The organism is Peribacillus sp. YIM B13472 (assembly GCF_042788005.1).
Taxonomy (GTDB): Bacteria; Bacillota; Bacilli; order Bacillales; family DSM-1321; genus Peribacillus; species Peribacillus simplex_E.
The window spans coordinates 22,937-37,115 of record NZ_JBHZPG010000009.1 but is presented as its reverse complement, the minus strand read 5'-3'; the positions used below and the strand labels follow the sequence as shown (position 1 = coordinate 37,115).

Sequence of the window (14,179 nt, the reverse complement as noted above, 5' to 3'; positions counted from 1 at the left end):
TATATGGAATTGCATTATGGATGGAACGAATTGAAAGATATTGATTTCATGTCTATTCTGCCGATTATTTTACCGGTAATTGCTATTGGAATGATTTTAGTGCTTATTGCATTAATTGATTTATACAGAAATCGAAAGACGAGGAAAAATGTTTTATTGTGGACACTCATCATTATTTTTGCAAATACTATCGGTCCAATTCTGTACTTCGTTATTGGTAGAAAGGACAGTGAGAGAATATGAAATTAGAGATTAAAAATGTTACAAAAAAATTCAAAGAAAAAACAGCGGTCAATAATTTTTCAATGGAACTGCAATCAGGGGAATGTGTTGGATTGATAGGGCCAAATGGGGCTGGTAAATCGACACTAATAAAAGTGATTTCAGATATTATAGATCCAAGTATGGGAGAAGTATTGCTTGATGGTAAGAAAATTTCAAAAATGAAAAAGGAAATAGGCTATTTACCACAATACCCAAACTTCTTTCAATGGATGACTGCCAAAGAAACCCTCACTTTCATGGGCCAGCTCTCAGGTATCAAGAGGGAAGAATTATTAAGCGGCATTCCAGAGATATTGTCGAAAGTGGGGTTGAGCGGGGAAGAGAATTCCAAGGTGCGGACTTTTTCAGGCGGAATGAAACAAAGGCTTGGAATTGCACAGGCGCTGTTACATAAACCAGCATTGATTGTCATGGATGAACCGGTTTCTGCATTGGATCCAATCGGCCGGAGAGAAGTGTTAAACATCATAAAAGAGATAAAGAAAGATACGACAATTTTATTATCAACGCATATATTAAGCGATGCAGAAGAAATATGTGAGAGGTTTGTCATTATAAAAAGTGGTAAAAAAATTGAAGACACAACAATGTCGGAATTATTAAACAGGAATAGCGGAAATAAAATCAATGTCGACATAACCTCTAAAAGTCAAAAATGGATTGAAAACGTTAAAGACTTGAACTTTGTCAAAGGTGTAGAGGTAATGGGAAATAGATTGAAGATAGAAGTGGAAAATATTGAGTCAAACAAGAATATGTTACTGGCGAATGCTTTGGAGCATAATGTTGATCTTGTAAGGTTCGAAATAGATAAGGATACATTGGAAGAGATATTCTTAAAATTGGTGGTGGAAAAATGAATAATTTTGCCGTTTTAGCTAAAAAGGAATTTGTTCAGATGTTACGTGAATATAAAGTGATTTGGCTGCCGCTTGTATTTATATTTTTAGGAATAACTCAACCAGTCGTAAGCTATTATTTACCTTCAATATTAGAGGCACTGGGCGGGGGCCAAGGGATCACCATTGATCCAAGCATGGCTGCCCAAAAAGGCGGCGAAGTTCTTGCTAGTACCTTAGGGTCTCAATTCGATCAGCTAGGGGTCATGATCATCATCGTTTCCATGATGGGAGTCGTACAATCCGATAAAGCAAATGGAATGCTGGCTTTCATTCTTACAAGGCCAGTGACGGTTGGATCTTATATTAGCGGAAAAATCATTTCCAATTATCTGTTTGTTGCCTGCAGTGTAGCATTGGGATATTTGGTTTCATATCTGTATGTAGTTTTTTTGTTTACGAGTGTTGATTTTGCGGATTTAGTAGTGGCTTTGCTGTTCTATCTGCTGTGGATCCTATTTATCGTTTCATTCACGACGATGATCAGTACCATTTTTAATAGTCAGGGCATTATTGCATTAATTTCGATAGTATTTCTCCTCGGTTGTAGAATCATAGTTGGGTTAAGTCCGGTTTTAGACAATGTGAATCCGGCAAGCATGAGTAAACATGCCATGGAAGTACTGATTTTAGGCACAGTCAATTCACAGGCGATTTGGGGTGCAATAGCGGCACTTGCGTTAACGGCAGTAACGATATTGGTAACGAACATATGGATTTCAAAAAAGAAATTCAATAACGAGTAAGTTGGGGATGGAAATGTGTTAATCATGAAGTGATGGGAGGATGATAACTTTGTTAAGCATCACAGATTTAGAGAAAAGCTACTCGGCCAAGAAGATTTTGAATGGTGTAAATCTAGAAATCAAAAAAGGGGAAATCTTAGGTTTTATTGGGGCAAATGGTGCAGGGAAAACCACGACGCTGAACATTATTACGGGCATTATAGATTCTGAAAATGGAAAGGTTGAAATAAATGGCCTGACCAAAGAAGACGGCATAGAATATAAAAAACAATTTTTCTTCATCCCTGATACTATCAATGTTTTTAACAATGTTTCGGGATTTGATTGGATTCGTTTCTTGATGAACCTATATGGAAATGATGACAAAGAACGTTTGGGGAAATATATCAATCGGTTTGGGATGCAGGAGTCCATTAAAAAGCCAATGGGAAGTTATTCTTATGGAATGATGCACAAGGTATCCCTGATAGCGGCTTTTACCATTAATCCCCCGATCATCATTATGGATGAACCGTTAAATGGATTAGATCCAAACGCCGTTTTAGTTTTTAAGGGGTTAATCAAACAATATGTTGAAACGGGCGGTACAGTGTTTTTCTCGACGCATCTGCTGGATGTGGCAGAGAAAATTTGTAATACAGTGGCCATTTTAAAAGAGGGGAAAATCATCCTGCATGATGAAATAAAAAATATAATAGGTGAAAGTTCATTGGAATCTACCTTTATGGAGGCTCAGGTATATGAAGGAAAAACTTCAGTTAACTAGATTTTTCATTTCTTCCTTCTATAAGATGCCCAAGCAGACAATGTTGCAGGCTGTACTGATAATAGCCGTTTTTTATATGTTTTTGCAGCTGACTGTCGTAAACGCCTTTGTTTATTTTCTTGGAGATACCGAGGTCTTCCTGTTTTATAATGTAACGATTTCCAGCATTCTCGTCTTTGCATTGGTTTGCTATTTGTCCACATCACAAATATTTGCGTATTATGAATTTAAAGTATTGGCGCCTCTGCCACTCACCTATAAGGAAATATCAAGGGCTAAGGTGTTAAGTAGCTTATGGGTTCCTATCATCTTATCAATGGTAATCCAGGTGCCAACAATAGGCTTCTTGATAGTCGATCTAAAGTTTATGGAAGCGTTTAAATTATTCATATTTTTACCGATTGTCAATGGTTTAACGGCTTTGCTCCTGCTTTTTATCTTATCGTGCATTAATAGGTATTATTATAGATTCAAAAATAAAGTAGCATACTTGATGGTGAACATTGCTGTCATCCTCATGCTTGCGATTATTTCCATTGTATATTTTGCTGGAAAATCATCGATCGCCATATCAAAGGTCATCTCGGAAATAGATTTGAATTCTTTTGAAGGTCTAAAAAACTCGTTGGAATTCATAATGAGACATATGTTTGAAACCGCAAATATGATTCCAGTGATTAAGTGGATACTGGATGCTTTTGTATCAAATGAAATAACAGTTCAATTTATTATTATTTATATTTCGATACTAGTAATTGGTTTCCTATTGTATTCATTTATTATAGAAAACATTTCCGTTAATTATTTCAAAAACGGGTTATTGGGAAATAACAAAGCGAATATGAAAAACTCAAAGGTTAATATATCAAAAAACCAATGGAGTAACTATTTACAAAGAGAGATATGGATCATTAAGTCTGAAGCATATTTTAAGATGCAAATCGCTTTAGGTCTTTTATTGCCGCCGGTCTTTTCACTTGTCATGTTATTGCTGATTCAGAATGAAGTGTTCCCGAATTATTTGAATATAACGAAAGAGGGAGTCTTTGATAAATACTTTTCATATTCGATCCTTTTCTTGTGTTGTATAAATAATATAAGCGGAACCCCATATTCAAGAGAAGGGAAATATCATTATTTACTGAAAAGTGCCCCTTTTGATGAAAAATATGTTTATTTTTCTAAAGTGATATTTTCATCAATAATAGGAATTATAGCCGTATTGATCAGCTTTATGATATTTGCACTTTTTGGCTATTGGGAAATGGAAAATGCAGTCATGTTATTAATTACTTCTTGTTTAGTGGTTTGCTATAATCTTCTAACACCATTATATGATATGAAAAATCCAAGTATAGAATGGGAGAACCCATCTGCTGCCATTAAATCAAACCCCAATGTATTAATAAGCCTGCTTTATGGATTGCCATTATTAATCATGGTTACAGCCATTCATTTTGGCTTGGTTTGGTTCAGTGTCCAACCCCTGATGGGAGCTCTCATAATATTAATGATCGTAATAGCGATCAATTCCGTTTTGATTAATAGGTTGAAATATAATTTATGAAAGTCGTTATATTAGAAAAGTATATAAAGGAAGTACAGAAAATCGGCACTAAATAAATTTAAAAAAGGAGTGTCTTATTATGGGGAAGCACCATGATAGAGATTTTAAAATTTATGCTGCTCGATTAGTATTGGAAGAAGGCAGAAAACCTAGGGAATTGGCCGAAGAACTTAATATCTCGACACCTACATTAAGAAATTGGGTCAATATCTATAAAGAAACAAATGAAGAGGGCCAGGCGGACTCCAGTATTGGTTTTTCTGGTCTGAGTCTGAAAGAGGAAAAGGATAAAATAATTAAAGATTTACAGGAAGAGAATGAGATATTAAAAAAGGCAATGCACATTTTTACGAAACAACCAAAATGATCGAACAGTATGAAAGCCATATTTTATTTTTCACAAATTATAGTGAAAAATAAAATATGGTTTTTTTTATTAGAAATTTTCATGCACATTTTTAAAGTGTTTCATACTAAATTCCCTATGAAAATACTACTAAGAAGAAAAAAATAAAAATTGGTAAAGTTATTATGTAATGTAGATAATTTACAAATTTTTAATGGACTCGGCAAAATTGTTGTGATAAAGTGTTATCGATAATGATAATAGGTAATAATTAACCCAGAAAATGAAATAATTGTTTAAAAAAAGAAATTTATGAGGAAGAAAATGGAGAAAAACTTCAGTTATTCCAGAAAAAAGAAAGGAGGGAAATTATATTTGATTGAATATTTTATGAATAAGAAAACAATTTATAAATCTTACATCAAGTTTTATAAAGCGGATTCAGTCAATTTGGACTATATTGATGATATTTTCAACGAAAAGGAATGGAATTATCTTAATTTGCAAAATGGCAAAAGAACCATCGAAGCAAAGAAAAGTTTGTACTTTGGAAAAAAAGCAATTATGGAGTTTTTAGATATAGGTTTGGATGAAATAAAGAATGTATCACTGTTGAAAGGAGTCTTTGGACAGCCGATTATTGTTAATAATTTGTTCTTATTAATGAACATGAACATTGGTATATCCATCACTCATACGGATAAAACTTTCGGAATATTGATTTTTGATCAACTGCATCCAATGGGAATCGATATTGAAACTAAAACGAAAAATGATTCTGAATTTTTAGAGACCTATTTAACGGAATCCGAGAAAAAAATGATTAAGGATAGTGAAGGTCTTTTAAGTAAGGAAATTTTCTTTAGTGCAAAGGAAAGTCTATCAAAAATACTAAAAACAGGATTGACCTCTCCACTTGAAATCTATGAGATTTCCAAGGTTGAAATGGATCAGGATAACATCTCACTTTTCTATAGAAATTTTCCCCAGTACAAATCAACGGTTGTACTCGTGAATGATGAAATAAGAAGCGTTACCTTTCCAATAAATTCTACGAAAATAATTGAGGGGGAATACCAATGGAATTAAAAATGGAAGCAAATGCTGAATTTAAAAACAATAATAAATTAGTACAATATCTTTTTAAAAAAGAGGATAGAGTTCATAAGTTAATAATTTCGTTATTGATACTCAGTTTAATCGCCGGTATCGAAACGACGCTTTTGTTATATTCTGCGGATCAAAAAGGGATGAATGTATTAAATGGCATGTCCATTGCGGAGATCGGGGCCATGAGTTTTGCCATTAACACAATTGTAATAGGGGCTCTAGGATTATTGGTTACTTTCATCATTCAAATATTAATTGTGAGCCTATTATTTTTAATTTTAAAAGAAAGACCCGTAAATATTAAAGGAATTTGCCAAGCTGTCATAAATGCTGGGATTTGCATCGTAATTGGATCTGGTGTTAATGCAATAATCGCATTATTGGTTAAGAGCAAGGAAACGACATTTACTAGTTTATCCTTACTGGTGCATGATAAAAATTCCATCCTTCACACCTTCATGGCCGAGTTTGAATTGTTTTACATTGTCAGTTTAATACTATTCAGTTTTAGCTTGGAAAAGTTGGCGCTCGTCAAGAGAAGAAATGCAATAATCATAACGATTGTAATAGCTTTAATTTCTTTAGTTTTTCATATGTTGACAGTTGCATCAGGCACATATTTAAAATAATGGGGGAAAATGATGAAGATGAATTCTTTAGCGAATCTATTTGAAGAAAGTGTTAGGGAATATGGGGACAATATTGCAGTAAGAAATAAGGATATGCAATTTACATATAAAGAAACGAATATCTTGGCCAATAAAATGGCGGTGTACATAAAGGACAAAGGGATAAATAAAGGAGATAATGTCGGAATCTATATTGAAAAGTCGGAACATGTTTTATTTTTAATCATAGCACTCCTTAAATTGGGGGTTACCTATGTACCTATCGACCCTAAAAGTCCTGATGAAAGAGTAAAGCATATAATAAAGAATTCGGAATTGAAGTTATTGATTGGGGATAAAGGTCGGATTAGCGGCATTGATTGCAATTATGTAACCCTCGATGAAGTGATAGAGAATTCAAATGATATGACAGGTGAGAATTTCCATATTTTAATTGATCCAGAGGATCCAGCCTATATCATTTTCACATCGGGCTCTACAGGAAAGCCTAAAGGAGTTTGCGTTTCACATGAAAATGTCATGAACTTGTTTTTAGGCTGCGACGGTTTGTTCGAGTTTAATAATAAAGATATATGGACATTTTTCCATTCCTACGCATTTGATTTCTCCGTCTGGGAGATGTGGGGGGCTTGGATATATGGCGGAGAAGTTGTAGTGGTTTCATTTGAGGAAAGCAGAAATCCAATATCCTTTGTTGATTTATTGATAAATGCACAAACAACCGTTTTCAATTGTACACCAAGCGCTTTCTTCGAGGTGATTGGTGAACTCATAAATCGTCAAAATGAATTAAGTTTAAAATACATCATTTTTGGAGGGGAAGCATTAAACTTCAAGAAATTGACGCAGTGGTTTTCTCCCGAAAATGGCAGGCTGCCAAAGCTAATAAATATGTACGGAATAACTGAAACCACCGTTCATGTAACATACAAAGAAATCGCTAAGAGTGATGTGGAAAAAGGAATTACCAATATCGGAAAAGTCTTGCCTCATCTTGGGTTCAAGGTGATGAATCAAAATGGAGAAGAAGTAACTGGAGATGAAGAGGGCGAGTTATACGTTTCAGGAAAAGGTGTTTCGCTAGGCTACTATAAAAATACCTTGATGAATAAGATGAAATTTACGGATATTGATAATGTTCGCTACTATAAGTCAGGGGATGTAGTGAAAGTTTTGGATGATGGTGATCTGCAATATATCGCCAGGAATGATGAGCAAGTGCAGTTAAGAGGTTTCAGGATTGAATTAGGGGAAATAGAGAGCTCGTATAATGATTTGAAAAACATCAAGAATGCAGTCGTTACGATGGATAAAGCGTTTAATGATGACATGCATTTATTTTTATACTATGTTGCTGATGAAGAATTAGCTGCTGATTATTTGAGGGAAAGTGTAAAAAGCTCATTGCCAGCCTATATGATACCAAGCTTTTTTATCAAGGTGGACAACATCCCCCTAACGGTAAATGGCAAACTGGATAAATCATTATTACCCAAATTCGTCATAAAAGACAGTGAAGCTCCATCGAATATCAAGAGTCCAGTGGATGAAGCAATTAGTGAAAAAGTAAGAGGATTGGTTGTTAGAATCATAGGCAATGGGGTTATAAAAAATAATCAGTCCCTACTTGAATGTGGAATGAACTCATTATCGATAATGAGATTAATTGTCAATATTAAAAAGCAATTTCAAATTGAAATTGCTCCTTCAGTTTTATTGGAGAACGATACGATTATGAAATTATCCCGAGTCATAGAAACTCGTCAAAAAGAAGAGGTAAAGCAAGATTATACACCGATCAATATTAATGCCAGAAATACATACCCTTTAACATATGAACAAGAAAATTTGTGGTTCATTCACCAAACCAATGTAGACAAATCATTATATAACATAGTATTTTCGTATGAAATATCAGGTGAAGTGAATGAAGGAAATCTGGAACTATCTTTAGATAAGCTAAGCAATAAACATCAAATATTAAAAAGTGTCATTAGAGAAGAAGCTGGAATGGGCATCTTGGCTTTCGATGAGTCGATTCATCATTATATTAACTATTTCGATGTTTCGGATATTCCCTTAGATATGCAGGAAGAAAAAATAAATCACTTCGTGAAGGAAGAAACGGAACGGAAATTTGATTTAGGAAATGGTCCCCTCTTATCGATTGCGCTAGTGAAGACAAAAGAATGTGAATATCTATTATTATGTAACATCCACCATATTATTTTTGATGGTTGGTCGATTCCATTAATGATCAATGATTGGTTTGCCATTTATGAGGAAATCGAGAATGGCGAACAAAATGATAGAGATAACCAATCAATCCAATATGGAGATTATGCTTTATGGCAAAAAAACTCGCCAAATTATGTAAGTAGTAAGGATAATGAGTTCTGGAGTAATGAAATAACTGCATTACGGCAAAAGTCCTTTTTACAATATGATCATCAAAAAAACGGAGAAGGTAAAAGCACTTCCGATATTATCAGCTTTTTGTTACCTAAAGAAATTAAAAACAACCTGGAAAGTCTTCATAAAAAAACGAAATCGACTTTGTTCATGAGTTTACTTACCGCCTATCAAACCTTTTTATCGGTTTATTTTGATGAAGAGGAAGTTGTCGTCGGAAGTCCTTTGGCGAAGAGAAACCATGTGGATACTGAACAATTGATAGGATATTTCGTCAATACCTTGCCCTTTAAATTAAATGTATCCAAGGAAGATTCATTTGAAGGGATTTTGCGAAAAAATATAAAAAATATTGCAGGTGTTTTTGACCATCAAAATTTACCTACTAAGGAAATCTTGAAATATTTATCGGCAGAAAGAACTATGGAAAATACGCCATTGTTCGATACAGTATTTGTCCTGCAAAATAACCAAAAAGAAAAGCTGGCATATAGAAATTTCACGTTAAAACCGAAAAAAATCAATACCCTTAAAGCGAAATTTGATTTAGTTGTTCAGGCAGAAGAAATGGATGAGGGTGAACTATTCATTTCGTTTGAATTCAACAAATCATTATTTAATAAAGCGACGATTCAAAGAATGGCTAGTAATTTTCAGTATTGGCTGCAAGAGATTACAACCGAGGAAAGCAAGAAGATTAAGGACATTACCTACTTAGAGCCTGCACAGTTACGATCAATAATCGAAATGGGTACAGGCAAAGTAAATCAAGAAGTGGAAGATCAGTGTTTTGCAGATGTAATAACTAGGTTTGAGAATAAAGTAAGTACAAATTTCAATGATGTTGCCATTGTTCATGGTGATGATCAGGTGACGTATAGCGAGTTAAATGCCCGGGCAAATCAGGTGGCACACCGATTATTCCGGAATCATGTAAATGTAGAAGATAGAATTGGGATTTTTATGGATCGTTCGATCAATATGGTTACGGCCATTTTAGCCATTATGAAAGTTGGGGCGGCATATGTGCCTTTGGACCCGTCACAACCAGAGTCACGGCTGAAACATATGATCGAGGATTCTCAAATCACATATTGTTTAAGTAATGAAGTAGGACTTTCAAAGTATCCTGGTGATGAAGGAAAACTAATATGTATCGAAGGCATACTAAAAGAACGAGAAATTGAATGCGAAGAATTCGTTTCAAGAAAGATATCGGAAAGTGATCTGGCCTATATCATCTACACTTCAGGAACAACGGGAAAACCTAAAGGGGTCATGATTGAACATGGAGGGTTGGCTAACCTCTGTAATTGGCATATCAATTATTATTCGGTCGATGGAAAAGATGCAGCAGTCCTAGTTTCGAATACATCTTTTGACGCTTCCGTTTGGGAGATATTCCCTTATCTGACAAATGGAAATAAACTCCTTATATTGGATTACTATGATTTATTGGATGTAGAGATCCTTTCGGAGAAGTTAGAAAAGGAGAAAGTCACACTCGCGTTTTTTTCAACGGGACTGCTCGAGCAATTATTTATCAACGATATGAAATTTCCGGAATCAATCAGAGCCATTTTGACAGGGGGAGATCGTTTAAAAACGATACCCGATCATTTGAATTTTGATTTATATAATAATTACGGGCCAACGGAGGGCACTGTCGTTTCGACAGCATATAAGGTACTTCCAAGTGATGATACAGTGATCCCGATCGGAAAGCCAATCTTGAATGCAGAAGTATATGTGTTCAATTCCAGGATGAAGCCCACTCCTAAGGGTCAAATAGGCGAGCTGTATATCGGCGGGAGAGGCATTGCCAGAGGATATATAAATAATCCGGAGAAAAACGATGAAAGCTTCATTCCAAATCCGTTCAATCCTTCAAGGAAGCTATATAAAACTGGAGATTTAGTTAAGTATACCGAAGATGGAAATTTACTATTTGCAGGCAGAGCGGATGATCAAGTGAAAATCAGGGGATATCGGATCGAACTTGGCGAGATCAGTGCCGTTCTAAATAAATGCACGGGTATAAAGGATTGCTTTATAGCGATAAAAGATGAATCTAAGGCAAAGAAATTCATCATTGCTTATTATATCTCCGACAATGTCCTGGATGAAAATTATATCCGGAATTATATGAAGAATCATCTTCCCCAATATATGATTCCTTCTTATTTCATTAAAATGGAGGCATTTCCGCTAACCGTTAACGGCAAAGTCGACATGAAGAGCCTGCCGGATACAAAAACGAACACGGAAGGAACCAACAATAAAAGTGTCATTAATGGAACGGAACAAAAATTGTTGAAGATATGGAAAGAGGTGCTGAATAATCAGGAAATAACCATCTTTGATAACTTTTTCGAATGTGGAGGAGACTCCATCCTAAGCATTCAAATTTGTTCACTTGCCAAGAAAGAAAATCTTTTCATTACTTCAAAAAACATCTTTGAAAAACAAAGTATCGAAGAGCTGGCAAAGGTTGTGGAATTGACGGGCGATTTAACGATAAATCAGTCTGATGTTTTTGGAAAGGCACCATTTACACCTATTCAAAGTTGGTTTTTCACTCAACAAATAAATAATTATAATCATTGGAATCAATCTGTAACGTTAAAGGGCTACCCGCAATTGAATGAGAAGCGGCTGCAAAGGATCATGGCTCATATCGTTAGACATCATGATGGGCTGAGATCAAGGTTCAATAAAGATGAAGCATTTTCGAAAGTGGAAAAGCATATCGATCCGACTGAAAATTGGACTATGAATTACGTAAATCTATCGAACATGAATAAGGACAAACAGGAACGGGAAATAGCTAGACTCGGGAACGGTGCACAGCAGGGCATAAACATTTCAAACGGACCACTGATGAAAATTGAATGCATCAATACTGGCCAAAATGAGCATGTAATCATTTGGATCATTCATCATTTACTTGTTGATGGGGTTTCCTGGAGAATCTTGATCGAAGATTTTGACCGGCTATATATTCAGGATATAAACGATCAAGAACTAAAAGTGGATACTAAAACGACATCGTATAAGGAATGGGCGAATAATCTAAACCAATACAAAAATAGCATTCCATTAGGCATTAAAGAGTACTGGCTGAATGAACATGAGGCAGTAAAAGAAGACGCCCCAGTCAAAACAGGGAATGTTTACGATGGAAAATCATTTGAATTGAAGCTGAATAAAGAGATTACAAACAAAATCTATAATGAAATGACAAAAGCGTATAAAGCATCTATCGATGAAATATATTTATCAATTTTCGCAACGCTAATCGGGAAGTATTTTAATAAAAAGGATATTCATTTCACTTTGGAGGGACATGGTCGCGAAGAATTATTTGCAGGTATCGATTTGTCCAGGACAGTAGGATGGTTTACGACCATGTGCCCGGTTTATATAGAAAATAAAGAAACCATTTCGAACACGATTCAAGGTACAAAGAAAAAGTTAAGGACACTGCCTAATAAAGGGATTGAGTATGGAATCCTGACAGAATTATGTGGCGAGACATATATGAAACAAAATAGGCCGATTATCAGTTTTAATAATTTAGGTAGATTTCACCAAAGCAATGAATTGGCTGCAAAAGAGGTCATCTTTTTTAGTGAACAAGATATTCAGCATAATTCCTATACCGAGCATGAAGTCGATATTGAATTGCTTGTAGTGAACGAAGAGCAAACTATAAAAATAAACTATAACAGACATTTCGTAAGAGAAGATTTTGAGAGATATATTCAACGCAATTTGCCGGAATTGTTACGGACATTGGAAGAAGAAACAAAATTGGTAAAACAGATGTACCGTCCGGAAGACTTTCCATTGTTGGATATGCCTGAAGAGGAACTTAACCAACTACTGCGCAAAGAAACAGGAATTGTTGATATTTATGAATTGACTGCTTTGCAAAAAGGGATGTTATACCATAGCTTGTTTGATAGTGAGAGCAGCCAGTATAAAGTGCAACTCATATTTGATATTAAAGGTTTTCTGGACGTCGAAAAATTAAAGAAAGCCATTGTGACAACGGCAGGGAAACATGACATTTTAAAAACGAAATTATACTCAAGTAAAAAAGGGTTATTTTACCAGTTATTAATGAATTCCATGGATACCGAGATTGAATATGAAGAAATAATCGATCAGCAAGTAAAGCTGGAAAAGTTGTTAGCAGATCAATATAAGATCATAGATATCGAGAACAATAGGTTGAATCGCTTCATGATCGTTAAGCTTACGGAAAATGAATACCAATTAATATGGACATTCCATCATATTATTATGGATGGCTGGAGTTACTCGATGGTGATTAATGATATTTTTGCTGCTTATCATTCAATAACACCATCATCATCCGTGAGTCCTTCTTTTAAAAAGTATGTTGAATATATGAAAGATTATACGAGTAATAAGGAGCTGCGGGACTATTGGGCAGGGAAATTGGCAGGTGCTCGAAATTCCGGATCTAGTTTAATGGGAGCGTTGGAAAGCGAGGGGTACATTGAGAATAGCTACTTGAAAGTATTGGATGAGGAATTAAGTGATTCCATTCAACGATTCTGTCAGGAATACAAGATTACCATGAATACCTTCTTCCTAACCATTTGGTTAGCCACTTTGAAAGAAGTAAAAGGCACGGAAAATGTATGCTGCGGCGTAGTGACATCCGGCAGGAATATTCCTGTCCAAAATATTGAGGCAATGGTTGGTCCATTTATCAATACTGTGCCGTTTATCAAGCATATCAGCCACGAAAAGACCTACATGGAAATACTGGATGAAGTTCAAAATGAATTTTTGGAATTAAGTGCCTATGAGAATACACCATTATCAGAGATTTATGAGTGGGCTAATTTGGAAAGCCAATTATTTGAATCATTATATGCTTTTGAAAACTATCCCATGAGACTAGCTAATAATGATGAAATCTATGTGAGTTTGAAAGAAGGACGGGAAACGACCCATTATCCAATCGTCATCATCATCACCCCTGGTTCAAGTGTTCAAATTAAATTTAATGAGGCTGCGGTCAATCCAAAGTTAAGATCATCCGTACTTTCTATATTTAATCAAATCTTAAGTGAAATGCTGGAAAAATTGAAAGTTAAGTGAGGGGATATATATGGAGACAACAATTGCGGTGAAGGAAAGGTTAATTGAGGAAAAGCTTATTGGATTTTGGAAAGAAATTCTAGAACATGAAACAATAGGTGCAGATTCCAACTTCTTTGACTTAGGAGGGAATTCCCTTTTAGCCATGCAATTTATTCAAATGGTGAAGAATAACCTGGGAGTGAGATTACCAATCAAAGTGATGTTCGAACAATCCACCATCAAGGAACTATCTGTACTCATCAAACAATTGGACGATATGAATAAGTTAAGTTGAATG

General features: G+C 35.1%; 10 protein-coding genes. All 10 read left to right on the top strand.

Going from position 1 to position 14,179, the window contains the following annotated elements; genetic code table 11:
* Positions 1-3: 3 nt before the first annotated feature.
* The 10 genes from ACFX4I_RS09460 to ACFX4I_RS09415 all read left to right on the top strand — a co-directional run bounded on the left by ACFX4I_RS09460 (position 4) and on the right by ACFX4I_RS09415 (position 14,176).
* On the top strand, positions 4-243 hold the full coding sequence (locus tag ACFX4I_RS09460) for a PLD nuclease N-terminal domain-containing protein (protein ID WP_034305547.1): 240 nt from the start codon (positions 4-6) through the stop codon (positions 241-243).
* A complete protein-coding gene (locus ACFX4I_RS09455; RefSeq protein WP_230300408.1) occupies positions 240-1,145 on the top strand; it encodes an ABC transporter ATP-binding protein in 906 nt (301 codons plus the stop codon). The genes ACFX4I_RS09460 and ACFX4I_RS09455 overlap by 4 nt, the downstream gene beginning before the upstream one ends.
* Entirely contained in the window at positions 1,142-1,930 is a 789-nt protein-coding gene (locus ACFX4I_RS09450) for an ABC transporter permease (protein WP_230300409.1), read from the top strand. Before ACFX4I_RS09455 ends, ACFX4I_RS09450 begins: the two co-directional genes overlap by 4 nt.
* Before the next feature lie 49 nt (positions 1,931-1,979).
* On the top strand, positions 1,980-2,696 hold the full coding sequence (locus ACFX4I_RS09445) for an ABC transporter ATP-binding protein (RefSeq protein WP_377420227.1): 717 nt from the start codon (positions 1,980-1,982) through the stop codon (positions 2,694-2,696).
* Positions 2,671-4,263, top strand: a complete 1,593-nt coding sequence (locus ACFX4I_RS09440) for a hypothetical protein (protein ID WP_377420225.1) — start codon at positions 2,671-2,673, stop codon at positions 4,261-4,263. Before ACFX4I_RS09445 ends, ACFX4I_RS09440 begins: the two co-directional genes overlap by 26 nt.
* 79 nt (positions 4,264-4,342) lie before the next feature.
* Complete coding sequence (locus tag ACFX4I_RS09435; RefSeq protein WP_230300411.1) at positions 4,343-4,630, top strand: transposase; 288 nt, start codon at positions 4,343-4,345, stop codon at positions 4,628-4,630.
* Positions 4,631-4,984: 354 nt separating this feature from the next.
* Entirely contained in the window at positions 4,985-5,698 is a 714-nt protein-coding gene (locus ACFX4I_RS09430; protein ID WP_377420223.1) for a 4'-phosphopantetheinyl transferase family protein, read from the top strand.
* Positions 5,689-6,348 (top strand): hypothetical protein, encoded by a 660-nt coding sequence (locus ACFX4I_RS09425; protein ID WP_377420221.1) that lies wholly within the window; start codon positions 5,689-5,691, stop codon positions 6,346-6,348. Before ACFX4I_RS09430 ends, ACFX4I_RS09425 begins: the two co-directional genes overlap by 10 nt.
* A gap of 12 nt (positions 6,349-6,360) precedes the next feature.
* Positions 6,361-13,899: an amino acid adenylation domain-containing protein gene (locus ACFX4I_RS09420; protein ID WP_377420219.1), complete on the top strand. Its 7,539-nt coding sequence runs from the start codon at positions 6,361-6,363 to the stop codon at positions 13,897-13,899.
* 10 nt (positions 13,900-13,909) lie between these two features.
* Positions 13,910-14,176, top strand: a complete 267-nt coding sequence (locus ACFX4I_RS09415; RefSeq protein WP_230300415.1) for a phosphopantetheine-binding protein — start codon at positions 13,910-13,912, stop codon at positions 14,174-14,176.
* Positions 14,177-14,179: the final 3 nt, after the last annotated feature.